Here is a 25408-nt window from a genome sequence, read left to right as displayed (position 1 = left end):
CCTGCGGTTGTCATATCTGTGTGCGATCGGAATGGCGATGACGAAGGTCGCGCCAGGCGACGAGAACGAATGCACCCACCAAGCCGAGGTGCTCGAAGAAGGCGTTCGCCGTGGCGATGCGCTCGGGTGGCGCGAGCTCCCAGAATCGGTTTGCCAGGAAGGTCGCGATCAGCGTGAACCCCGCGAGCGCCAGAGCGCCGAACCAGCGATACCAACCGCTCAGGATTGCCAACGGCGCCGCGAGCTCCAAGGCGATCGTCGCGATCGCGAACGGCGCGGCCGGCGTCAGACCGAAGTGATTCATCTCCGCAATCGCGCCGTCGAAATTGAACAGCTTGGTGAGCCCGCCCTGTAAATATGCGGAGCACAGCGCAAGCAGCGCGATCCAGTGCACTGCCGGAGTCGAAAGGCGCGCGGCCACTTTGGATACGACGGCCATGTCAGAACGCCCAGCACGAACAACCGAACGCGCCCCAGAAGGCATCGGGATTGGATGCCGGCACGGAGTTATTCCATCGGTGAGCATGATGATGAACTGAGCACGCATGACCGCCGCCGAGCGAAACCGCGGCCATGCTCTGCGCATGCGACCCGCCTCGTGCGTGGTATCCGCCGTAATGTTTCACTGGTGACCAATCCGGCGTCGGCGGCGGCAAAGGAGGCGCGAGATCGCCAAAGTCGCCGGCGGCGTGCACGATCTTGCCACCGAGCACTGTCAGAACCGACGTGATGTCCTGGATCTCGTCTTCGGGGATGCTGAAGTAGTCATCCGACAACACCGCCAGGTCCGCAAGCTGCCCAACTTTGATCTGCCCCTTCTTGCCCGGTTCCGTCGAGAACCAGGTGTTTGCTTCCGTCCACAATCGCAACGCCTGCTCGCGGCCCAACCGATTCTGAGACGGATAGAGCGTCAGTCCACCGAGGGTCTTGCCGGTGACCAGCCACGAGAGCGACACCCAAGGGTTGTACGAAGCCACGCGCGTCGCGTCGGTCCCTGCACCCACCGACAACCCCGACTTCAACATACGTTGAATCGGCGGTGTGCGCTCCGCGGCGCGTGCGCCGTAACGCTCGACGAAATACTCACCTTGGAACGCCATGCGATGCTGGATCGCGACACCGCCGCCGAGCGCGGCGATACGATCGATATTGCGATCCGAAATGGTCTCGCAGTGATCGAAAAACCAATGCAAGCCCGTCAACGGAATATCTCTGTTCACCTTCTCGAAGACATCGAGCGCACGCGAGATCGTTTCGTCGTAGGTCGCATGCAGCCGCCACGGCCAGCGATTCGCCGCGAGCAACCGCACGACCGGCTCGAGATCGCTCTCCATGCTCGCCGGCAGCTCCGGACGCGCGACTCTGAAGTCCTCGAAATCGGCGGCGCTGTACACCAGCATTTCACCCGCGCCGTTGTGTCGATAGAGATCGTCGCCCTGCCCCGGCTTGACTTGACCGGACCAGCTCTTGAAATCGGCCAGCTCCTCTTTCGGTTTCTGCGTGAACAGGTTGTAGGCGATGCGCACCGTGAGCTCGCCGGCCGCGTGCAGCTCTTCGACGATACGATAGTCTTCGGGATAATTCTGAAAACCGCCGCCGGCATCGATGACGCCCGTGACGCCGAGCCGGTTGACCTCCCGCATGAAGTGTCGCGTCGAATTCTTCTGATATTCGGGCGGCAATTTCGGGCCTTTGGCGAGCGTCGAATAGAGAATGCTGGCATTCGGTTGCGCCAGCAGCAGGCCGGTCGGATTACCGTTGCGGTCGCGTGCGATCTCGCCGCCCGGCGGATTGGGCGTGCGCTTGTCATAGCCGACGACCCGCAACGCTGCAGCGTTCAGCAACGCGCGATCGTAGAGATGAAGAATGAAGACAGGCGTATCGGGCGCTATCGCGTTGATCTCATCGAGCGTCGGCAGGCGTTTCTCGACGAACTGATGCTCGGTGAAGCCGCCCACGACGCGCACCCATTGCGGCGCCGGAGTCCGGTCGACCTGTTCCTTGAGCATTCGCAAGGCGGTTGCAAGCGAGCGCACCCCATCCCAGCGCAGCTCCATGTTGTAGTTGAGCCCGCCGCGAATGATATGCATGTGGCTGTCGATCAAGCCCGGAATCGCCCGCCGTCCTTTGAGATCGACGATCTTCGTGGCGGGGCCGGCGTGCGCTCTGACCTCCTGCTCAGTGCCGACAGCGAGAAACTTGCCGTCGGCCATGGCCACGGCCGGCGGATTCGGGTTGCCCCTGTCGAGCGTCGCGAACCGGCCATTGGTCAGGATCAGATCAGCGGTCATCGAAGAATCTCCGGGAGAGCGGCGTTGAGCGCGAGCTCCTTTGGGCAACACTGCCGATAGCGCCGCCGCGGCGCTGGCTGCGGTGACTTGACGACGCGTCCAGCTCATGACAGATCCGCGTGACGCACGACGTTTTCAGTTCGAGCATCGGGCGCTTTGCGCGGCAACTCACCGAAGATGTGCTGCACGCATTGAGCCCGCGTCCACGAAACCGTGACCGGCTCGCCCGACATCAATCGCTTGGCGATCGGCACGATCTGTTCGCCCACCAGAATGCCGAGCAAACCGATGAGCGCCACGACTGGCGGCGCTGGCGAGCGCACGTTGAGGAGTGCGTAGATGACACCGACGAGCAAGCCCGCGCCGGCGGAGACGATATAAATCTTCATGATGATTGCCTTCGGTGTGATGCCGGGCGGTGAACCGCCCGGCATGCGTTGCTCATCACGCTCGTAACCTGCATTGCGCAGGCCGGAGCATCAGTGACCTTCGGAAGCGCCGAACATCGACTTGGCGTAAATGATGCCGAGGCCGTACGCACCGCCGAACCGCTTCGCGATGCCTGTGGTCATGTCGTAAGTCGACGTGCGAGCCCAGTCACGCTGCAACTCGAGCAGATACTGCAGCGACGTCATCGGCCGAACACCCGCCTGCACCATGCGATCCATGGCGCGGTTATGCGCCTCGAGCGACACGTCTCCGCACGCATCGGCGATCACATAGACCTCACATCCCTGCTCCAGCGCGGAGAGCGCCGGGCCGACGATGCACACGCTGGTCCAAAGACCGGCGAGCACGATGCGCTTCTTGCCGATCTCGTTCAGACGCTTGATGACGGCGGCGTCTTCCCACGTGTTCATCGAAGTGCGGTCGAGCAGCGCCTGGCCGGGGAACGCATCGGTGATCTCGCTGAACATGGGACCGGAGAAGCTTTTCTCCGCGACAGTCGTGAGCACGGTCGAGACTTCGAAGCCAGCCGCGGCGTGCGCAACGAGCGCCGCATTGGTGCGCAGGTTGACGGCGTCGATGGAGTGCGTGGCGAAAGACATCTGCGACTGGAAATCGATCATGACCAGCACATGATCCTTCGGCGTGAGCAGCAAAGGACCCGGCGTGGGAGTGAATTGCGCGGACATTGATGTTCCTTGGATTGGAGTTGGACGCCACCGCGCTGCTACGACACTGCGCGGTGGACTGGCATGTTCAGTTGGATTTGATAAACGCGAGCAGGTCGCGATTGATGACTTCGGGGTTAGTCGTGCACATCCCATGCGGCAGCCCCGGATACACTTTCAGCGTGCCGTTCTTGACGAGTTTCGCCGCCCGCATGGCCGAGTTTTCGATCGGCACGATCTGATCGTCGTCGCCGTGCATGATCAGCACCGGAACGGCGATCGATTGCAGATCCTCGGTGAAGTCGGTTTCCGAGAAAGCTTTGATGCAGTCGTAGTGCGCTTTCGCGCCGCCCATCATTCCCTGGCGCCACCAGTTATCGATGACACCCTGGGACACCTTGGCGTTCGGACGGTTGAAGCCATAGAACGGGCCGGACGCGACGTCCCGATACAACTGCGCGCGATTCGCGGCGAGACCGGCGCGGAAGCCGTCGAACACCTCGATGGGCAGGCCACCCGGGTTTGTCGCTGATTTCACCATGACCGGCGGTACGGCGCCGATCAGCACCGCCTTGGCCACTCGTCCCTTGCCGTGTCTGGCAACGTAGCGCGCAACTTCGCCGCCACCGGTCGAATGTCCCACGTGGATCGCATCGCGCAGATCCAGGTGCGCGGCGAGCTCGGCCACGTCGGCGGCGTACGTGTCCATGTCATTGCCGGAGTGTGTCTGAGAAGAACGACCATGGCCGCGGCGGTCATGCGCGATCACCCGATAGCCTTGCGACAGGAAATAGATCATCTGCGCATCCCAATCGTCGGCGGACAAAGGCCACCCGTGATGGAACACGATGGGCTGCCCGCTGCCCCAGTCCTTGTAGTAAATCTCTACGCCGTCTCTGGTGGTGATCTTGTCCATGTGACGCTCTCGTTGCAGTGTTGTGGGATCGTGAAGCCGATCGACTGCAACGAAGTATGCGTAGCGACGCACGCTGACAATTGGATGTGCGTGCTGCCGAGGCCATGCGGACGGCGATGGCGGAGATGCGTTGGCGATCTAGTCGTCGAGCTGGTGGGCGACCAGCGCGTCGGCGTTAGCGAGCCGGCAAAGTTCTCTTGGGCGACAGTAAGCGACTATGCGCCGAGACGTGAAATCTCTCGCTCCGTACACGCCGAAATCGCGCGTATGATGCTTTTGGCGCTGTCCTTCGAATACCCGCCCCCGCCAAGCACCACCGCCGGGATGGACCGTCGCTCGATGGCTTCGACAGTACGTCGCTCGCGCTCGGCAACCTCGTCGATGCTCAAGCACAAGCCGCCGAGCTTGTCGCTCAACAGCACGTCCGTTCCGGCAACGACGAAGGCCAGACGGAAATCGTCTTTGAGCCGATCGAGAGCCTCTGCGTACCGTTTCAGATAAGTCGGGCCATCCGTGCCCGGCTTCAGGGGAACCGGTATGTTCACCCGATCGCGCGTGTAACCCGACGTCGGGTAGATGCTGGCGTTGTAAACGTCCAGAATCGTGACGTTCTCGTTCTCCATGAACGTATACGCGTTGCCGTTACCGTGATGCGCGTCCGTATCGATGATCAGAATCTTGTCGTCAGGCGCGAGCAACCCATTCTTGACCAGCTGCCGGTGACAAATTCCAATATCGTTGTAGATGCAAAAGCCTTCCATGCTTTGTTGTGCGGCGTGATGGTATCCCCCCGCCAGATTCCAATAGAGCCCACCTTCCTTCAGCGCGCTCGTGGCTCCGAGAATCGTCCCGGCCACACCCCAGCGCATGGGGGTGAGAATCTTCCGGTCCAGAAAAGAGAATCCCACGAACGGAATGCTGGGAACTTCCAGTGCTCTGTAGATGAACACCTTGTTCCGCACCTTGAGGCGCATGATCTCGGAAAGGAAATCGTCGATGATTTCCATGCTTGCGGCCGCGGAGGGCGCGACGAACTCCACCTGTCGGTTCGACCGCAATCCATCGTGGACCGTCCTGAACTTGGTCCCATCGAAAGGATGGAGATAGTTCAACAATCCCAAATCTATGTTGAAACGGTCGCTGTAGACGACTTTCATGCTACCTGCGGGCTAAGTAGCCAGCTCTTCGGCATATTTCAAGATTTCACGGGGTGTCCAGATGCCGAGGCCGATAACCCGGCCGAGCATGCCGCCATACGGACGCCCGGATGGATAGAAACTGGGTTTCTTTTCACACGCCACCTTGAGACATTCGGCGACCACATGGGAGCAATTGTATCTCGCCAATTGATAGCGGGGCATGCTTTGCTGAAGAGTAACGATGAACTCCGCGAGTCGCACGGCATCGTAGTTGGTGATGGTGATCGTGATCGGCTGACGATTACCCTCGTTGCGAATGTCTTCCTGTAGAGCATTGACAAATGCGCCAGGGTGACTTCGTTTGATCTTCAGGTCTTTTTTTCCGGCGGCGTTCTGAGGCCAGAAACTCACGTAGTTCGTTCCGAACGACAGTGAGGCATGCCCCACGTAACCTGGAACAGCGGGCCAAACATGAACTTTTAGCACAACGGGCTCCCTTGCTCAAATCCTTGTTACGGCACGTCTTATTGCCGTGCTAGGTACGAATTCGACCGCGCCATCGCCCGGTCGGGCCGGATTCTGGGCGGACTCATCGGTTGTGACGCACTATACGGATCGCCGTCTTGTAATAATCTCGACCGCTTCGCACTCTTTCGATGCTGCCCGGCTTGCCGAACGGCGCACGAGGTGATAGCAGCCTCAGGCGCGCGAGGCTTGGTGATCGCGCTCCAAGGACGGCTCGCGCGCCCGGAGCAATGTGAGCAGCGGCCCCGTCATCAGCGTGGTGAGCACCGCCATGATCACGAGCATCGTGAAAATACGCGGCGAGAGAATGCCGAGGTCGTAGCCGATATTCAGCGCGATCAATTCCATCAGTCCGCGCGTGTTCATCAACACACCGAGTTGCAGCGACTCCCGCCAATTCATCCCCGCGACACGCGCGGCGACGGCGCTGCCGCCCAATTTTCCCAACGTCGCAATCCCGACGATGGCCAGGCACACGAGCCAGTCTTCGACACCGCCGAGCAGATGGATTTCCGTGCGCAACCCCGTGAATGCGAAGAACAGCGGCAGGAGCAGCACCGAGCTGAATTTTTCTAGCAATGTGGTGACGCGACGGCGGAACTCGCCGCCGTCGGGCATCACGGTGCCGGCCAGGAATGCGCCGAACAGTGCATGAATGCCAATGATCTCCGTGAACAAGGCAGCCGCGATGAGGACGCAGACGACGATCCCAAGCGTGCCGCTCGAAGGTTCTTCGCGATGCAACTGCTCGACGCCGATCCACACGGGCAAAGCGCGACGCACCCCGAGTAACATGATCGCAATAAATGCCAGGGCCAGAATCAATGTCACGCCCGACGCAAGCACACTGGTGGCGTTGGCGACAGCGACCACGAACGCCAGAATGCTCCACGCGGTCACGTCGTCCACTGCCGCGCAGGTGATTGCGATGCTGCCGAGCGCCGTACGCGAGATGTTCCGTTCTCGAAGGATGCGTGCGAGCACTGGAAACGCCGTGATACTCATCGAGATGCCGATGAATAACGCGAAGCTGACGAAGCTGGCCCGCGGCCCCGCCATCTCCGTGAACAGAAAATATGCCAGCAGTATGCCGAGCAAGAATGGAAACACGATGCTCGCGTGGCTGACCGCGACCGCCGTCGCCGCCTTGTCGCGCACCTGCCCCACGTTCAATTCCATGCCGACCGTGAACATGAACAGGCAGATGCCGACCTGACTCAACAATCGCAAGGTATCGAGCGATTCTGTCGGAAAAACGAAGTTGAATGCCGCTGGCGCAAGCAAACCGAACAAGGAGGGACCGAGCAGAATGCCGGCAGACATCTCGCCGACGACCGCCGGCAAGCCCATGCTGACGAACAGCTTTCCGATCAGGCGACCTGCCGCGACCACGACCAGCAACTGGATGAACAGGTGGCTGAGCGGATGATCGAGATTCCCTTCAAGGTTCTGCAGCATCGCCGCGAGGGCGGACGTCCCTGCCGGGACAGCGGGCTGGTGCAATGAAGAATCGATGGGCGCGGGCAACGACTTGCCGAACTGCAGGACGGCCGCTATCGCGCCGATGGCGACGACCAGCGTTACAAGGTACAGGCCTGCCTGTCGTAATGGTTTCATCATTGGATCCGCGCACCAGGCGACATGGGCCACCACTTTTCCCGATGGAGCTGCCGGCCAAGCGAGCTGACAGCGACCAGTGTCAGTAGCGGCAGCAGCCACATCTTGTGAGATCTGGCGACCACACTGATGAGTTGCTGAGTGGCAGGCTCCCCCCAGGCGCCGAAGCGCCTGACGGGCGACCGAAAGCAATGCGCCAACGTGACACCCACGTCGGTATCGGCCGGATCGGTGCCATGCCACCAGAACGGCGGGATATAGACAGCGTCCCCCGGTTCGAGCACCCCCTCGTATTTGACGATGCTCGCTTCCTTGGGGAAAAAATGTCCTCTGCACGACAGATGATGCCAGTTCGCCTCTATGAGGGGAACGAACGCCTGCCAGTTCTCAGCGGTGAGCCGGAACAGCGAGAAGCGCTTCGAGCCCACCAGCTGCGTGGTGATGGTTTCATCGAGGGGATGGTAGTGCCACTCGGTGGAGGCATTCTTGTAGACGAATAGCCGCTTACCGGGATACCAGAGCGGTGCGCGCTCGTGAGTTTTACCGAAGAAAGAATATCCGCCGAGATCGGGTTGCCATCGTTCTGGCACCGGCATGGCGGGAATCGAGTACGTTGCATCGTCCGGTGCATTGCGCATCGTCTCGATGCCGTCCACGAGTTTCTGCAGTCTGGCCGTCGCATTGTCGAGCACTGGCGCCGGATTGAATGTGCTCCACATGTCGACGATCTCGTCCGCGCATAGATTCTCGAGATAGCCGGCACGCTGCCAACGCTCCAGCGCCCACCAGCCGGCAGCCGCGCCCTTCACCACCACCGGAATGTGTTTGCAGACGAACTCGCTCCAGAACGCTTCCTCGCCAAGCGAGTTTGCTTGCACAGTGGTCAACGGCGCTCGCTTGCCAGGCACGAGATCGATCACTTTGATGATGCTCTCGGTCATTCTCGCATCCGTTGGCCGGCCGAATCGTCTACATCCAGGTCGGAGCCCAACTGGGCAAAGTCACCGGGCCGCGGTGACCAACGCTCTGAGGCTCCTGGTAGTCGCCATCGTAGATGTGTTCCTTCAGGAAGGTGGCGTGGAGCGCCGCGGCGGCAGGCGGCATCGGCGCCTTCGGCGGCTCGGCGCCGTCGAACCACCCCATTCCCGAGAGGATCAAGTTCCAGTTGAGCGCCGCATAGAACTTGTTCACCTGCCCCTCGATCAGCGCGTAACGTTTTTGCCGCGCTTCCATCAGAATGTCATTGAGGCTGTCGGGGATGGGGCAGTCATATTTGATGTGACGCCAGTACGGCGTGTCGTCACGGCTGGTGAGCACATAGTGCGCCAGTATGAAGTCCTTGGTGGTATCGAACAGCTCTGCCTGCCGGCGATTGAAGGTGCTGCGGGCAACGCTGCTGCCATCCGCGGCGAGCGCGGCAGCCAGGTCGAATATCATCAGCTGCGTCAACGACAGCCCGGTCGACTCGAGCGGCTCGAGAAATCCGTACGAGATGCCGATCGCCACGCAGTTGCCAACCCAGGCGCGCTCATGCCTGCCCGCGCGTATTCTGATGTGGTTGAACTCGACATCCTTGACCCGCTGCTCGCCGAGATACGTTCGGAATTCGGCTTCGGCATCGGTTTGGCTCAGATAAGCGCTGGAGTAGACGTAGCCGGTTCCGATACGACTCCACAGCGGGATCTCCCACACCCAGCCCGAGGAAACTCCGACGCAATTGGTGACCGTGCGCAACTCACGATCCTTGTCGACGTACTGCACACGCGCGGCAATTGCGCGATCGTTGAGCAACTGGTGGTTCACCGAAATGAATGGCTCCTGCAATGCCTTGTCCAGCAGCAGCGAGCCGAAGCCCGAGCAATCGACGTAAAGGTCCGCTTCGAGCGGGCCGGAGCCAACAGTGTGCAGCCGCGCGATCTGCCCCGACTCGTCACGTTCCACGCGCTCGATGCGATCCACGACGTGACGCACCCCTTTGTGACGCGAACGGATTTTCAGATATTCGCCGAACAGGCCGGCGTCGAGCTGATAGGCATGCCCTGCTTTGCGCACGAACTCGTTGCCCCGCTCGGCAAATTGAAAAGGCGCGTGCAACCGCTCGGCATGTGGCTTGAACATCCCGTCGCCGCTGGGCAGCCCGAACGGATGATAGAAGACGCCGCCCTGACGATTGAAGTTGCAGAACCGGATGCCCACCTTGAAGGCGCCGTTGCTCGCGCGCAGCAGCGATTTTTCATCGAGCCCGAGCGCCCGAGCGAAGTGGAACATCACCGCGTTGGTGGACTCGCCGACACCGATGATTGGGATGTCCGAAGCTTCGATCAACGTGATCTGCACCTCCGTGCCTAACTGCTGCTGCAGATAGGCTGCCGTCATCCAGCCCGAGGAGCCTCCGCCCACTATGAGTACGCGAGCAATCCTTCTCATGCGTGTCCTCCGCCTGCCGCGAGTGTGCCCTGGGTTACTGCGCGACGAATGGCCGTCCGTGGAGATTCTTCGTGACGATCCGATTGCGGGGGTTCAAGTTCTGTCCTCGCACCAGCACGACCCCGAATTTGTCGAGCGAAATGGTGCTGCCGTACTCCTCGACCGCATCGCAGTCCGGATAGACGTCCACTGAGGAAGGAACATAGCGGGCCGTGAAACCCAGGCGTGTCTGATTGGTCGTGGAGTTCGGGAACGACGAATGCATGCAGGTCGACCAGAACATCACGAACTGCCCGGCCTTCATCACCATGGAGACGGCTTTGGACTCGTCGGGCTTGAAATCCGGATCCTTTTGCAGATTGCGATAGTCGTAGCCGAAGAAGCCCCGCTTGATGCCGTCCTTCTCCAGCTTGTTGACCTGTTCCGGGCTGTACTTCATGCCCTTGGACTCGTCGTAGAACATTTCCTCGTGAGTGCCGGGCATGAACCGCATGCAGCCGTTGGCCTCGGTGGCCGGGGTGATCGCGGTCCACACCGTCAGGGCGCCGCCAAAAGTCTTGTTCTGCGGCCAGACGATCTGCGGCTTGCCGGAAGCATGCGCGAAGGTGTCGGCCTGGTGCCAGTCCGTGCCCTCGTCGCCCGGATATTTTGGGAACATCTCGCTGCGCCAGCAGACGACGTCCGGGCCGAGCACGTCGCTGACGCGGTCGACGATCTCCGCTCGCATGATGTGCTCGCTCAGATCGTCGATGTCCAGATGCCGGTCGTAACCGGCGATCAGGCTCTTGTGGTCGAGCTCGTAAGCCGCGTGCGAACGATCGAAGATGTCGGCGCGGATCCGCTTGTACTTCTGGGCGATCTCATCGGCATCGTACAAGTCGAAGGGGCCCGCGAAGCCGTTGCGACGAAACGCGTCCATCTGTTCCGGAGTCATCCCAAACTTCTTGTTCATACATTCCTCTGTGTCGTTCGAATCCATTCTGTCCGGCGCCGGCAACGCCAGGCTCACGCGGGCTCTGGCATGCGCGCCGCCGCCTGCGCGTAGGCTGCTGTCCAGCCCGCAAGCGTCGGCTGGCGCATCAGCTCGGATGTGGGCACCGACACGTTGAGCGCCTCTTCGATCTGGATTTGCAGATCCACGATGGTCAAGGACGAGGCCCCGACTTCGAAAAAGTCCTGATCGGCATCGATGTCCTTCAGCATCGGCCTTTGATTGAACAGCTCGACGATCAGCTTGCGAATACTCGTCTGCGTCATAGCCAACTCCTGTTACATTCTTCCGTCGTTTGCACTCATCGCCGCCAGCTCATCCGGCCGGGGCGGCGGCCGACCCGATCCGCGCACGATCGAGCTTGCCGTTGCGATTGATCGGCAGCTCGACGTCGAGATGGATCCGGTCGGGAATCATGTATCTCGGCAGGTCCGTGGCGAGCGCCTGCCTGATCTCAGCCACGCTGATCGACTGCGGCGCCGTGAGCTGCAGATAAGCCACGAGTTGCTGATCGCCGCTGTCGAACTTTTGCAGCACTACGACGGCGTCGGCGATCTGGGGAAGCTTCAGGATGTTGGCTTGGATCTCCTCCAACGAAACCCGAAACCCGCGGACCTTCACCTGATTGTCCACGCGTCCCTCGAATTCGAGCTCACCGGCCTCGTTGACCCGCACCAGGTCGCCGGTCCGGTAAATCAGTCCGCTGGCAATCCCCGCATCGGCGAAGAAGGCGCCGCCATCATGACCGTCGTCGTTCAGATAGCCGAGCGCAACTCCCGCGCCTGAGACGAACAACTCGCCGCTTTCGCCATTCGCCACTGGCCGCCGTGCGCTGTCGAGCACGTGCAGACAGGTGCCGGTGATCGCCTTACCGATAGGCACGCAACCAGTGGGCCGGTTCGCCACAGTCATTCGGTGACAACAGGTGAACGTGGTGTTCTCCGTCGGGCCGTAACCGTTGATCAGCGTGATGCCGGGCACTTCGTCGAGCACCTTGTTGACCAGCTTCGGCTGCAGCACATCGCCACCGGCCAGCACGACTTTCACGGTTCGTAGCGCCACCGTGTAGCGGGTTGCGATGAGATGAAACAGCGCTGCCGTGAGCCACAGAATCGTGACTTCGTGCTCGCGGATCTGGCGCACCAGCAGATTGGGATCGAGCGTCGCGCCCGGATACAGCACGAGCCCCGCGCCGTTGAGCAGCGCGCCCCATATCTCGAAGGTCGAAGCGTCGAATGAGATCGGCGCGAACTGCAGAATCCGGTCGGACTCCGCGATGGCGATGTAGTTCGTTCCCTGCACGAGCCGGATGACAGCGCGATGGGGAACGACCACTCCTTTCGGCGCACCCGTCGATCCGGACGTGAACATCACGTAACAGGGATCCTCGCCGCTCACCGGGACCATCGGCGCGAATTCTCGCTCCTCCTCGAACAGCGTACGCTGCTCCAACGTGATACAGAGACGATCGCCGCGCACACGCGAGTCATCGAGCCGATCCGCCAGGATCACCCGGACACCGGCTTCCTCGAGGCAGTGCTGAGCTCGCGCAACCGGGTCATTCTCATCGAGAGGCAGGTAAGCTGCGCCGCATTTCAGAATCGCAAGCAGCGCGACGATCTGTTCCGGACACCGCGCTATTTTCACGGCGACGATATCGCCGCGCTTTACGGCTGCATGCGACTGCAAGTGCGCCGCGAGATGGTTGGCCCGCTTGTTGAGCTGAGCATATGTCAGCGATCGATTCTCGTATTTCAGGGCGGTGCGCTGCGCGCTGCGACTCGTCTGCTCATCGAATGCAAGATGGATGACCGGGCTCGTGCCGGGGCTATGCACGATGACCACCCTCCGAGGCGGACAGGAAACTGCGCACCTGAGCGAGCGTGGACGAGCCGTGTCGCAGCAGCTCGTAATGATCGCCATTCGGCTCCACCCGCAGCTTCGAGCCAGCAATGCAACGTTGGATCTTCCGTGAGCTGGTGACATTGGTCTGCATATCGGACTCGCCGGAGATCAACAATGTCCGACGGCGCACGGCGCTCGCGAGCGTCAGGAAGTCCGTCGCGCGATACGAGAGATAGTTGAGCGCGTAACGATGGAAATAATGTGGTTTCGAGAACGGCACATGGATCCCGCTCGGCGGCGCGCGACCGTTAGAGGAGCGCTTGCCGCTCGACATTTCTTCGAGAATGGACCGCATCCGATCGAGGATCAGCTGCGCGGTCTTGAGATCCCGCGAGGCCAACGTGAGGATGGTATCGATGTCGCTGCCGAACTGGGTGACGCACGATGGCTCTTTGAGGAGCGTGTATTCGCCGTTCACCAGCACCAGATCGTCGAACCGCTGCGGGCTCGCCTCCAGCGCCGCGAGCGCGATACCAGCACCGGAGCAATATCCGACGAGCGTGGCTCGCTCGACGTTGCAGGCATCCAGCACTGCAAACAGATCCGCAACGTGATTTCCGATCGTCAACTCGCCGGCGGCGATGGTCCGTTCCGGCGGCTCGAGGATGAGCCGAGCCTCCCACGTGAGGATGTTGTAGTCGGCAGCGAAGAAGTCGAAGAACGCGCGCGCGACGTCGACGTTGAGACCGAATGGAATGATGAGCGCGATCCAGGGCTTACCTGGCGCCTGATCGCAGTAGCCATATCGCAGCGTGCAGCCGTCATGGCTCAGCGCTGTTCGCTCCCGCATAGTGCTTCCCTGCTAGGCAACGACCGGAACAACATCCTGAATGTCAGACCAGGCCGAAGTTTCTACACATTTTTTCCGTCACGTGCAACCGTCGGCGGACCGGTCCGCGCAGGAATTGCCGGCCGCCGGGATAGACATGACAACAGTGGCTGCAGGCGGGCGAATCGTGTGCGTCAGACCTAGATGCGCACCGGGCTGGAATCGGTTAGCCTTCACCCAAGGCGAGGCACACCCGCGGTGGTCGCGACCATCGTGGCGGACGAGCCAGCCGGCAACCCGATTGCCGTCTGGCGAAGTAGTTAGGGATAAGGTGACAACGCTACACGGACAGGGAGGCGAGGCTATCTTCGCCGTCATTTGCACGCTCGGGCCACCGGGGTCACCCCGGCCATCGGCACGATCGAAACATGCTGCGCCCGCAAGGTCTGCCGATGGCGCTTAAGGTCGTCGAAACCCAGCAGAGCGAGCCGCTCGGGGCCCGAGTGACTGGCGCGGCCATGGACCAGCCGTTGCCGAAGCGGCGTCCGAATTATCCTGTCTGGGGGGCCGGCGCCCTGTTGCTCTTGGCCGGTCTCGCCGTCATCTATCAGCTATTACCGCACGGCCTGCGGGTTGCTCGAAGCGATCTCCGGATTGCAACGGTCCAACAAGGAATGTTTCACAACGACGTCGTGGTGCGCGCCCGGGCGGAGCCGTTGCATACGATCATGCTCGACGTGCTCGAATCCGGCCGCGTCGAAGAAATCCTGGTCAACGACGGCGCGCAGGTCGCAAAAGGCGCGCTGCTGTTCCGCCTCTCGAATCCACAGCGGCGTCTGGACCTGGTGGCGCGTGAAGCGGATCGTGCCCAACAGATTTCCAATCTGTCCGAGCTGCGCGTGCTGGTCGAAACCAGCCAGACCGAGCATCAGCGCCGTCTGCTCGAGCTCGATTTCGCGCTTGCTCAGGCCGAGCGGCAATACACACGGAGCACCTCGTTGGTGGAAACCGGTGTGATCTCCGTGGCCGACTTCGAAGACATTCGCGATCGCGTCGAGCAGCAGCGGCGAGCGCTTGCTGATGAAAAAAGACGCGCCGCGATCGAGCTGCGCATCAAGCAGGACGGCGTGAGGCAAATGGAGCAAGCCATCCAGCAACTGGATGCCGGCCTGAAGGTCGTCAACGAGTCGATCGACGCGCTGGCGGTGCGCGCGCCGATCGCGGGCCGGCTCACTGACTTTCGGTTGCAGTTGGGCGAAATCGTCAAAGCGGAGCAACGCGTCGGCCGCATCGACGATCCCAGCCAGTTCAAGCTGACGGCGCAGATCGACGAATTTTTCCTGGGCAGCGTGCTGCCCGGCAAAGAAGGCTTGGTGAACGTCAACGCTCGCCAGTATCCGGTGGCGGTCAGCCGCGTGTTCCCCCAGATCAAGGATGGCCGGTTCTCGGCTGAATTGCTGTTCACCGGCGACGCGCCAGCGGAAATGAGTCCCGGCCAGAGCGCGGAACTGCGCATTACCCTGGGCAGCGCCAGACCGGCGCTGATCCTGCCCAACGACGCGTTCCTGGCCGACACCGGCGGCGCCTGGGCATTCGTGCTGACTGAGGATGGAGGCTCGGCCGAACGTCGAAAGATTCGTATCGGCCGTCGCAACACCAGCCAGGTCGAAGTGATTTCCGACCTGGCGGCCGGCGAGCGGGTGATCGTCTCGACATATGCTGCGTTCGGCGATGCCGACCGCTTGCAGATAGCCCAATAAAGATCCATGGAGGAACCTTGATCAAGCTGCTCAATACCACCAAGAAATTCACCGGTGGAGAAGTCGTCACGACGGCGCTGAACAACATCAACCTGCAGATCGAAGCCGGCGAGTACGTGGCCGTGACCGGACCGTCGGGTTGCGGCAAGTCGACCTTGCTGTCGATTCTCGGCATGCTCGACGTGCCCGACGGCGGCGAGTATTGGTTCGAAGGCAAGAACGTCGCTGGCTGGAGCGAAGCGAAGCTGAGCGAACTGCGGCGGGGGCGAATCGGCTTCATCTTCCAGAGTTTCAATCTTATCGAAGAGCTGAGCGTCGATGAGAACGTCGAGCTGGCCCTGGAATACTCCGATGTGCCGGCGAAAGAGCGCCGCGAGCGCGCCGCGCACATGCTCGACAAACTTGGGATCGCCCATCGCGCCAAGCATCGTCCTTCGCAGCTCTCAGGCGGACAACAGCAACGCGTGGCCATCGCTCGCGCGCTGGTTTACAAGCCGGCCGTGCTGCTGGCCGACGAACCGACCGGCAATCTCGATACCGCCCATGGCGAAGAGGTCATGCGCATTCTTCAGCAGATCAACGAGGAAGGCACGACCATCGTGATGGTCACGCATTCACCGACACACGCGGCGCGCGCTTCGCGCACGGTCGGTCTGCTCGATGGAGCGATCGCAGAGGTGGCCACAGCCACGGCGGCTATCTGACACCGGAGCTGCCATGAAACTTCAAGACTTCCGCGTCGGTCTGCGCATTCTCGCCAAGGACCCGGTGTACTCGCTGGTCTCGATCCTGGGACTGGGCGTCGGGTTGGGCGTCTGCCTGCTGTTACTGAGTTATGCGCGCTACTGCTGGCAGTACAACTCGCATGTGCCGGACGTCGACAACGTCTATATCGTCAAGCAGCGGGATAATCTCGAGCTCGGCGCGCCTTGGTACGATCAAGCTCCGCTGTTGTTGCTCACGGCTGCCAAGACCGCTCCAGGCGTGAGCAACGCAAGCGGTTATGTCGGCTGGTTTCCACTCACGGTCGAGGTGGACGGCCAGCTGCGCAAGCTCGGCAGCCTGACGGCGTTGCCCGGCTTTGCCGAACTCATGGGACTGCAGGCGATCGCAGGCGACCTGAACGAAGCGCTGTCGCGGCCGGATACCATCGCGATCACGGAGAGCACCGCGATACGTCTGTTCGGCACTTCCGACGTGCTGGGCAAGACGATGCTGTTGCGCTTGAGCGCGGTGGACGAGAACCGCAGCACCGCGCGGATCGCCGCGATCCTGGCCAATCCGCCGCACAATACAACCATTCCGTTCGAGACTCTGAGCGGTCCGCACCTCGCGCTAGTGCCGCAGGAGATGCGCGATGAGTTGCTCGGGCAGTCTCAATGGCCCGGCTATTTGCTGGTCCGCTTGCAACCCGGCGCCTCGTTGGCTGCCGTCGAGGCCGTCTTACAACAAGCCTTCGACCAGTCACCACACGCGCAATCGATTGCTCCGGAGCAAAAGGAACGACTCGGCAATCGGTCCATCAGCGATATCAAGTTGTCTCCGCTGCGTGACGCTTACTTCGATAACGAAGTAGCGACCAATTTCCTGTCTCTGCCGGTCGATCGCGGCGACTCCACCGTCGTCGCCGGCCTCGTCGCAATCGCCGTGCTCATCCTTGCGCTCGCCGCGGTCAACTATATCAACCTCACGACCATTCGAGTGGTTCGCCGCCAACGCGAGGTCGCGATGCGTAAAGTGCTCGGAGCAAGCAATAAGCGCCTGGCGCTGCAGTTCAGCGCCGAATCGTTGCTCGTTTCCATGTTGGCGACCGCGACGGGATTCGTGCTGGCCTGGATTTGCCTGCCGGTCTTCGCGGAACTGATGAACCGCAATCTGGGCAGCATGCTGTCGGTCGCAAATCTTGGCACCGCCCTGGGGCTCGGCTTGATCCTCGGTCTGACGACCGCGCTCTACCCTGCATGGATCGCCTTCGGCGTGCGGCCCTCGCTGATGCTGATGGGACGGCCCGATACCGAAACTCTGCGTAGCAAACGCCTGCGCCAGGTATTGTCGGTGTTGCAAGTGTCCGCCGCGATCGGGCTCGCCAGTTTCACGCTGGCGATCTCCTGGCAAGCCCGCTTCGCCACCAATGCGTCGCCCGGCTTCGATCCGTCATCGTTGGCGGTCTTCGACCTGCCCAAGGGAGTCTCGGCGCGAGATGAAAAAGCGCGTGGCCTCATGGCAGCGCTCTCGCAGCGACCCGAAGTCGCTGGCATCGCGGTGTCGAACGATCCGGTGGGGCGGTCTCAGGAGTTGTGGAGCACCGAGATCCAGCGCGAAGGTCGGGAAGCCGTCACCATCGACGTAAAATCGGTCAGCGCCAGCTTCTTCGAAGAATACGGCATCAGACCGACGGCGGGCCGATTGTTCGACCCGGCTATCGACAAGGAAGCGGACGCGGCTCCCATCGTGCTGAACGCGCTCGCCGCGCGCCAACTCGGCTTCTCTTCTCCGGAAGAGGCGCTCGATCAGCCGCTGCTGTTCAAGACTGTGGTCGAAGAAGAGCCCGTGGTCATCACCAAACGTATCGTAGGCATCGCGCCCGAAGTTCGCTTTTATTCGCTGCGCGAGAAACCGGGCGCCGTAGCGTATGAATTGTCGGGAAGCGGCGCCGGATGGGACGGAACATTGACGATCCGTGCGCGCGGCTCGATTGCCGATGCGGAGCGCGCGGCCCGGGAAGTCTGGCCCCAATACTTCCCCAACTCGGTTCTGGAAATAAAGCCGGCCAGAGAGATCTACGCCGCGAACTACGCGGACGATGCCCGTCTCGCCAAGCTGCTGGGGCTCTCGACAGCCATCACGATGGTGATCGCGGCCTTCGGCGTTTATGTGCTCGCGGCCGATGCCGTGCAACGTCGCACCAAGGAAATCGCGTTACGCAAGCTGTTCGGCACCCGCCGCCGCCAGATCGCCAAGCTGGTTGCCAAAGAGATCGGCGCCGTCATCCTCTGGTCGGTGGTCATCGGCCTGCCGCTGGCCGCGCTCGCGATCACACGCTATCTGGCGGCTTATACGGAATGGTCGCCGCTGGCCCTTTGGGCCTTGGCGCTCGCACCGTTGGCCGCGTTGGCGATCGCCGCACTCGCCGGCGCGCGACAGGCGTGGATTGCGATGACGCTGAAGCCGGCGGTTGCGCTACTCCGGAACTAGCGACGCATGACGGTCGATCGAAGCTGGCCACACAGCTTCGATCTCGGCCGCCACGCCGCCCACGTGCGGCGCTTTCAAAATAGACATGTGATTGGCGCCGCTGAGGGTGACCGTAATGACCTCAGCGGCGTAGTCCGACCACGTTTTGGCGGCGCCAGGCTCTTCGATGCGGTATGACACGTCGTCTGCGGATTGTCGCTCGGCGTTGATCCGTAGAATGACTCCGTCAAAGCGCGTTGCCGGCAGGTAACCCGTGTTGAGATGAGACTCGAACACGCGAATGATATTGCTCAGTGTCTCGAACGTGGTTCTGACGGGTAGCACTTTGCTCGCGGTCAACTGACGCAGCAGGCGTTGGAGCTGCGCTCGTTCGTCCAGGAACATAAGTTCCTCGAATTGCAGCTGCAGACTGCGCCCGATATCCATTTCCACCACGGCGACAAATCGGCGCAGGGCTTCGAGCCGGCCGGCTCGCCGGAACAGACCCGGGACCTCGGTGTCCACCAATATCACAGGCGCCACACTGTCGCCGGCCACGGACAACTGCCTGGCCATTTCGAATGCGATCCACCCGCCGAAGGAATGACCGAGCAGATAGCACGGACCACGCAGTTTCATCTCGCGCAGCTCGCGCAAGTACGCTTTAGCCGCTGCTTCCACCGAGGTATGCGGAATCGACCCGCTATCGTGCCCGCGCGCCCGCAGGCCAATGACATTGCACGTGGAGCCAAGTGCATCTGTCAGTGGTAGAAACGATGTTACGTTCGCACCGGCCCCGGGCACGCAAAACACGGTGATCGCCCCGCTACGTCCTGTCTGAATGGACACCGCGGCCTTGTAAGATCCGGGCGCCGGCGGCGGATCGGACTCGATGTGACTCAGACACCGCGAAAGAGCGGCTCCGAGTGTTTCGAGGTGTGCGTCTTCCAGCATGATGCTGAAGTGATCGCCACCGATGACTTCGGTCGTGAGGTTTGCTCCGAGCAACGTTTTCCAGCCATGCGACGGATCCGCTTCGGGGTCCGGTTGCGCTGTAAAAAGATGTACGGGAGCCGGCAGGGCTGACGGACGGTAGCTTTGCAGGGCCTGGGCCAGATTCAAGCTCGATGACAAAGCCCGTTCGATATCTGCAGACCCAAGCGTGTGCGCAAGCCAGCCGCGGGAACGGCACTCGGCAATGGCCTCGACGAGCGCTCGCGGCTCGACCGCCTCCTGGACGGCAAAGCTATCGATCAACCCGACGAACTCCACCCGTTCATCCCGCCCAAGCAGCTGATATGCCATTTCGTAGGCGAGATCGCCGCCCAGAGACCAGCCGGCCAGGCGATAGGGACCCTCGGGCTGAACGCGACGGATCAAGCCTACATAGCGGGCCGCCAACTCCTGAATGGTCACCGCGCCGTGGACGAAGTCATGATCCACTCGTATTCCATAGATCGGCAGATCCGCATCCAGAAAACGGGAAAGACGCTCGTAGGGCAGCGCTTCGCCGCTCACGTCGTGAATCATGAATAGCGGGCGTCGTCGTTCACTACCGGCGCGAATCGAGATCATTTGATCTATGTAGCGGTCGGCGGTTATTCGGCGCAATTTGCCCGCCATGGCTTGCAACTCCGGTGCATCGAAAACGGAGCGCACTTCGATGTCGAGATTCTGCTGTCGCAGGCGAGACAGCAGCTGCACGATCAGCAGCGAGTGACCGCCCAGCTCGAAGAATCTGTGTCGCCGTCCCACCTGCTGCACACCGAGCAGCTCGCTCCAGATCCGCGCCAGAGTCTGTTCGAGCTCTCCTGCCGGAGGCTCGTAGTGTTGCTGCCCGAACGCTTCGCCCTCCACGGCTGGGAGCGCCTTGCGATCCACCTTGCCGTTCGGCGTCAGCGGTAGAGCATCCAGGACAACGTACGCGGCAGGCACCATGTACTCGGGCAACGCCACCGCCACAGCAGCGCGCAGCTGCTCAGGACTGGGTGCGGCCGAGCCCTTTGTAGCCAGCACATACGCGACCAGACGCTTCTCTCCAGGCACATCCGCCCGCGCCAACACGACCGCCTCACGTACCCGCGGCTGCGCACGCAACACTGACTCGATCTCGCCCAGCTCGATGCGGAACCCGCGAACCTTCACCTGATCGTCGTTGCGTCCCAGGAACTCGATGCTGCCGTCGGCAAGATAGCGCCCCATATCGCCGGTTTTGTACATACGAGCGCCAGCTCTCCGGCTGAATCGGTTCTCGACGAAACGACGCGCGGTCAAGTCGCTGCGATTCAAGTAGCCGCGCGCCACACCCGCTCCGCCGATGTGGATTTCGCCGCTCACACCGATCGGCGTGGGTTCGCCGCGCTCGTCCAATATATAAATATGTACGTTCGCAATCGGTCGTCCGATGGGGAGGCTTCCCTCACAGGCGACTTTCGGTAGCCGATGCAGGGTCGCACTTACAGTGGCCTCCGTCGGTCCGTAGGTATTCAAGCACTCGATGGCGGCGCCACCTGCGCCGATCCAACGATTGAAGGTGCTGCCCGGCGCAGTGTCGCCGCCTATGACCACCGTTCTCAGCTGGCTCGTGGCCAGCAGATTTCCATCCAGGGCGTCGACCCACACCCGCCAGTAGGCAGTGGGCAGATTGAGCACGGTGATCCGCCAACGCACCAGATCCCGGCAGAACTCATCGACGGACTCGGCGCCGTTTCTCACATACAGGGTTGCGCCGGATTGCAGCGAAGGAAATATCTCTTCCACTGCGGCGTCGAAACTCAAAGATGCAAACTGCAGCACGCGATCTTGCCGAGTCAGTGACAGTTCTCGCGAGATCGCCGTGTTGTGGTTGACTACTTGCGCATGCTCGACCATCACGCCCTTGGGCTGTCCGGTGGAGCCAGAGGTGTAGATCACATAGGCCAGATGCCGGGGCTGCGCGAGCGGCACGGGATTCATGCTTGGATAGGCCCCGAGCTCCTGTTCGGCAGCATCCAGACACAGCACCACGCTCGCCTCAGGCAACACTCCTATTAATGAGCGCTGCGTGAGCAAGACCTTCGGGGCCGCGTCCGACAGCATGTACGCCAGGCGCTCCTTGGGATAGCTCGGATCCAGTGGCACATAGGCGCCGCCGGCCTTCAGGATCGCGAGCACGCCCACCACCATCTCCAGACTGCGCTCGACGCAAATCCCCACCAAACAATCCGGGCCGACCCCTTGGGCTCGCAGATAATGCGCCAGCCGGTTCGCTCGTTCGTTCAGCTCGCGATACCGCAGCGAGGCGCCCTCGAACACCACCGCTACGTGCTCCGGCGTGCGCTCCACCTGCTCTTCGAACAACTGATGCACGCACTGATCCTGCGGATACGGCGCATCGGTGGCATTCAAGTCATACAGCAGATGCTGCCGTTCCGAGGCCGGCAACACCGCCAGACTCAGAACCGACTTTTCGGGCTGCTCTTGCAGCGCCCTGACGATCCCGGCCAGCGCCGTTTCGATATAGCCGATCACACGATTCGGATCGATGCTCCGATCGACTTGCACTTCAATCGAGAAATCCTGTTCCGAGTCATCGATCGAGGCACTGAACGGATAGTTGCTCCTATCCTGAGAATGAATGAGCGTGATCCCGGCCTCCTCCGCGCCAGACATGACATCGAGGGCATCGACTAGCGACCGGCCTGCGGCGCTCTGCGAGTGTCGATAATTGAACAGCGCGCTGAACAACGAGGCATTCGCAGCCAGCCCGCTGCATTGCTGTGCCAGCGACAGAGGCACCTGCTCGTAAGGGAGCAGATCGCGCAAGGCATGCCCGACCTGCTCCACCATCTGCGCGACACTCATTCCCTCCAGACGCAATCGCAAGGGCAATGTGTTGATGAACATGCCCAGCATTTGCTGCACGCCGCTGGCGCCCTGCAAGCGCCCCGACAGAACGGTGCCGAACACCACATCGCTTCTGCCGCTGCAGGCGGCGACCACCAGCGCCCACGCTGTATGAAACAGGATCGCCGGGCTGCATTTGCGTTGCCGTGCTACTTGTCTGATGCGCCTCGCCAGAGCGCGATCGAGTGACTTTTGGGCCTCGGCGATATCCGTGCCGTCCCCATGCACATCCAACAAGTTGAACGGCGCGGTCGGCTCCGTCACATCTCCAAGCATCTTCCTGAAGAAGGTCTGCGCATCGCTGTGCCGCGCCTGATGAAGCGCATGCGCCACGAATTCCCGGTAGAGAGCCGGCGTTGCCAGCCGGTCAGCCTGCCTGGCCAGACAAGCCCGGACCTCCGCCTCCAGAATGCTGGCCGAAGTCACGTCTTCGATCAGATGATGAATCTGAAACAGCACATAGATCTTTTCAGAATGCGGATCCCTGGCTGCACGGATTCGCAACATCGGCGCCCGCGAAATATCCATGACCTGGGGTTCATCGAACCGGGCCTGCATCTGGCTCATCGCATCCCGCGCGGGATCCAGCTCGAGCGTCTCGATCGGCAGATCGGCATGCCGGTACACCACCTGCACCGGCGTGGAGACATTCTCCGACAGCACCGCCGTTCTCAACACATCGTGACGATCGATCACTTGTTGTACGGCGTCCTTGAGGGCATCGAACCGGACGCGGTTCTCTACACAGAACAACGTGGGCACGACATAAGGGTCGTTTTGTCGATGCAGCAGATGGAAAAAAAGCAGCCCTTCTTGCAGCGGCGCCAGCGGATAGATGTCTTGGACGTTCTTGGCACCGCCAGGTACGGTGGCCACAATCCGCTCGATCTCCTGCTCGCTCAAACTGACCAGCGGCAGCATGTTCGGCTCGATGCGATCGCACGCCGGCGGAATCAGATTAAGGGGCGCACTGAACGAACCATGACCCGCGGAGTCTGCCTCGTCCAACGCAGCCGCCAAGTCACGCAAACTAGCGGCGCCGTATATTGTCTTCACGTCCGCCTTCAGACCGGCCTGCCGCAGCAACGCTACCAGTTGCATGACCAGCAGCGAGTGTCCGCCCAGTGCAAAGAAATTGGCCGAGGTACTGATCTCTTCCAGCTTCAGTTGCAACAACTGCGCGCAGAGCTCGATCAGTTTGCTTTCCGTTTGCGTCCGCGGGGCTACATATTCGATCGCAAGCGAGCTCGCATCCGGCGCCGGCAAAGCCTTCTTGTCGATCTTGCCGCTCGATGTCAGCGGCACTTCATCCAGCACCACGAACAATGCCGGCACCATGTACTCCGGCAACTTCGCCGCCAGGGCAGCACGCAGCGGCTCGACGTCGAGTGCAGCCGACTCCTTTGCTCGCGTCACATACGCAACCAGACGCTTGTCGCCAGGCGCATCCTCACGCGCCAACACCACCGCTTCGCGCACCTGCGGCTGAGCGCGCAGAGCCGCCTCGATCTCACCCAACTCGATGCGAAAACCACGGATCTTCACTTGATCGTCGTTACGGCCGAGATATTCGAGGTTCCCGTCCGGCAGGTAGCGCGCCAGATCTCCTGTCTTGTACAGTCGCTCTCCGGGATTGAACGGGCTGTCGATGAAGCGCTCCGCAGTGAGCGTCGCGCGACGCCAGTAGCCACGCGCCACGCCAGCACCGCCCACGTACAGCTCACCGGCCAAGCCCACCGGCACAGGCTGGCGCTGCGCATCCAGCACATACACTTGTAGATCCGCAATGCGCCGGCCGATCGGACTTGCTCGGGAGAGCCGTGCCTCGGCAGGCTCGATCTCTTTGTACGTGACGTGCACCGTCGTCTCGGTGATGCCATACATGTTCACCAGTCGCGTGCCCGCATTGAGCGCTCGCTCGAACCACGGCTTCAGCAGCGACACGTCCAGCGCCTCTCCGCCAAAGATCACCGTACGCAGCGAATGCGGCCGTGAACCTTGTGCCGCCAGTAGCTGCCGAAATGCGCCCGGAGTCTGATTGAGCACCGTTACGCCCTGTTCGCACAGCATCTTCCAGAATCCTTCCGGATCGCGCGTGAGTGCTTGCGGCACGATCGACAGCTGCCCGCCATGGAGCAGCGCGCCCCAGATCTCCCACACGGAGAAATCGAAGGCCACTGAATGAAACAGTGGCCACACGTCGCTCGCAGTGAACTTGAACTGCTCGCGCGTGGCGTCAAACAGCCGAGTGACTTGCGCGTGCTCGACCATCACGCCCTTGGGTTGTCCGGTGGAGCCGGAGGTGTAGATCACATACGCCAGATGCCGTGGCTGCGCGAGCGGCACGGGATTCGTGCCTGGATAGGCGTCGAGCTCCTGCTCGGCCGCATCCAGACACAGCACCACGCTCGCCTCGGATAACACTTGTAATAATGAGCGCTGCGTGAGCAACACCGTCGGCGCCGCATCCGACAGCATGTACGCCAGGCGCTCCTTGGGATAGCTCGGATCCAGCGGCACATAGGCGCCGCCAGCCTTCAGGATCGCGAGCACGCCCACCACCATCTCCAGACTTCGCTCGACGCAAATCCCTACCAAACAATCCGGACCCACCCCTTGGGCCCGCAGATAATGCGCCAGCCGGTTCGCTCGCTCGTTCAGCTCGCGATACCGTAGCGAGGCGCCTTCGAACACCACCGCCACCTGCTCCGGCGTACGCTCGACTTGCGCCTCGAACAACTGATGCACGCACTGATCCTGGGGATACGGCGCATCGGTCACATTCATCTCATAGAGCAGACGATGCCGCTCGGCCTCGCTCAGCAGCGGCAGCTCGCCGATGCGGGCCTGCACGTCGTTCGTCATCCCGGTCAGCAGCTGTTTGAAATGATCGA

At 61.5% G+C, this 25408-nt stretch carries 18 protein-coding genes; 3 read left to right on the top strand and 15 right to left on the bottom strand.

Translation table 11 applies throughout. The features are described from left to right. Window positions 1–10: 10 nt before the first annotated feature. The 14 genes from VGD45_RS24790 to VGD45_RS24725 form a co-directional block, all read right to left on the bottom strand. Window positions 11–439 carry a DoxX family protein gene (locus VGD45_RS24790; protein WP_331158058.1) on the bottom strand — a complete coding sequence of 143 codons (429 nt, stop codon included), beginning with the start codon at window positions 437–439 and terminating at the stop codon, window positions 11–13. Window position 440: 1 nt separating this feature from the next. Continuing rightward, the gene (locus tag VGD45_RS24785; RefSeq protein ID WP_349263359.1) at window positions 441–2399 is read right to left on the bottom strand and encodes an amidohydrolase; all 1959 of its coding nucleotides are present in this window, start codon (window positions 2397–2399) and stop codon (window positions 441–443) included. Then, window positions 2396–2680 carry a XapX domain-containing protein gene (locus tag VGD45_RS24780; RefSeq protein ID WP_349263360.1) on the bottom strand — a complete coding sequence of 95 codons (285 nt, stop codon included), beginning with the start codon at window positions 2678–2680 and terminating at the stop codon, window positions 2396–2398. Before VGD45_RS24780 ends, VGD45_RS24785 begins: the two co-directional genes overlap by 4 nt. Window positions 2681–2770: 90 nt before the next feature. Next, the gene (locus tag VGD45_RS24775; protein WP_331158055.1) at window positions 2771–3427 is read right to left on the bottom strand and encodes a hydrolase; all 657 of its coding nucleotides are present in this window, start codon (window positions 3425–3427) and stop codon (window positions 2771–2773) included. Between the two features lie 67 nt (window positions 3428–3494). Continuing rightward, entirely contained in the window at window positions 3495–4322 is an 828-nt protein-coding gene (locus tag VGD45_RS24770) for an alpha/beta hydrolase (RefSeq protein ID WP_331158054.1), read from the bottom strand. A 215-nt stretch (window positions 4323–4537) separates the two neighbouring features. Then, window positions 4538–5479 carry a histone deacetylase gene (locus VGD45_RS24765; protein ID WP_331158053.1) on the bottom strand — a complete coding sequence of 314 codons (942 nt, stop codon included), beginning with the start codon at window positions 5477–5479 and terminating at the stop codon, window positions 4538–4540. A 12-nt stretch (window positions 5480–5491) separates the two neighbouring features. Continuing rightward, window positions 5492–5872 (bottom strand): hypothetical protein, encoded by a 381-nt coding sequence (locus VGD45_RS24760; RefSeq protein WP_331158052.1) that lies wholly within the window; start codon window positions 5870–5872, stop codon window positions 5492–5494. Window positions 5873–6160: 288 nt separating this feature from the next. Further along, window positions 6161–7603 (bottom strand): cation:proton antiporter, encoded by a 1443-nt coding sequence (locus VGD45_RS24755; protein ID WP_331158051.1) that lies wholly within the window; start codon window positions 7601–7603, stop codon window positions 6161–6163. Beyond that, a complete protein-coding gene (locus VGD45_RS24750; protein ID WP_331158050.1) occupies window positions 7603–8544 on the bottom strand; it encodes a cupin-like domain-containing protein in 942 nt (313 codons plus the stop codon). The genes VGD45_RS24755 and VGD45_RS24750 overlap by 1 nt, the downstream gene beginning before the upstream one ends. A gap of 28 nt (window positions 8545–8572) precedes the next feature. Then, entirely contained in the window at window positions 8573–10030 is a 1458-nt protein-coding gene (locus tag VGD45_RS24745; RefSeq protein WP_331158049.1) for a tryptophan halogenase family protein, read from the bottom strand. Between the two features lie 34 nt (window positions 10031–10064). Next, a complete protein-coding gene (locus VGD45_RS24740; RefSeq protein WP_331158048.1) occupies window positions 10065–10982 on the bottom strand; it encodes a chlorinating enzyme in 918 nt (305 codons plus the stop codon). 53 nt (window positions 10983–11035) lie between these two features. After that, on the bottom strand, window positions 11036–11287 hold the full coding sequence (locus tag VGD45_RS24735) for an acyl carrier protein (RefSeq protein WP_331158047.1): 252 nt from the start codon (window positions 11285–11287) through the stop codon (window positions 11036–11038). Between the two features lie 49 nt (window positions 11288–11336). Continuing rightward, a complete protein-coding gene (locus tag VGD45_RS24730) occupies window positions 11337–12857 on the bottom strand; it encodes an amino acid adenylation domain-containing protein (RefSeq protein ID WP_331158046.1) in 1521 nt (506 codons plus the stop codon). Further along, the gene (locus VGD45_RS24725) at window positions 12850–13716 is read right to left on the bottom strand and encodes an alpha/beta hydrolase (RefSeq protein WP_331158045.1); all 867 of its coding nucleotides are present in this window, start codon (window positions 13714–13716) and stop codon (window positions 12850–12852) included. Before VGD45_RS24725 ends, VGD45_RS24730 begins: the two co-directional genes overlap by 8 nt. A 407-nt stretch (window positions 13717–14123) precedes the next feature. Between VGD45_RS24725 and VGD45_RS24720 the strand changes: the two genes are divergently transcribed. Genes VGD45_RS24720 through VGD45_RS24710 form a run of 3 tightly spaced genes read left to right on the top strand, consistent with a single transcriptional unit; the run spans window position 14124 to window position 18650 of the window. Next, window positions 14124–15455 carry an efflux RND transporter periplasmic adaptor subunit gene (locus VGD45_RS24720; RefSeq protein WP_331158044.1) on the top strand — a complete coding sequence of 444 codons (1332 nt, stop codon included), beginning with the start codon at window positions 14124–14126 and terminating at the stop codon, window positions 15453–15455. 17 nt (window positions 15456–15472) lie between these two features. Continuing rightward, complete coding sequence (locus tag VGD45_RS24715; protein WP_331158043.1) at window positions 15473–16159, top strand: ABC transporter ATP-binding protein; 687 nt, start codon at window positions 15473–15475, stop codon at window positions 16157–16159. Between the two features lie 13 nt (window positions 16160–16172). Then, on the top strand, window positions 16173–18650 hold the full coding sequence (locus VGD45_RS24710) for an FtsX-like permease family protein (protein ID WP_331158042.1): 2478 nt from the start codon (window positions 16173–16175) through the stop codon (window positions 18648–18650). Here VGD45_RS24710 and VGD45_RS24705 read toward each other — a convergent pair. Continuing rightward, on the bottom strand, window positions 18636–25379 hold the full coding sequence (locus tag VGD45_RS24705) for an amino acid adenylation domain-containing protein (RefSeq protein WP_331158041.1): 6744 nt from the start codon (window positions 25377–25379) through the stop codon (window positions 18636–18638). The two genes, VGD45_RS24710 and VGD45_RS24705, sit on opposite strands and share 15 nt — an antisense overlap. Between the last annotated feature and the right edge of the window lie 29 nt (window positions 25380–25408).

This window comes from Steroidobacter sp., assembly GCF_036402275.1.
Lineage (GTDB): Bacteria > Pseudomonadota > Gammaproteobacteria > Steroidobacterales > Steroidobacteraceae > Steroidobacter.
This window is presented reverse-complemented; position numbering and strand designations above follow the sequence as displayed.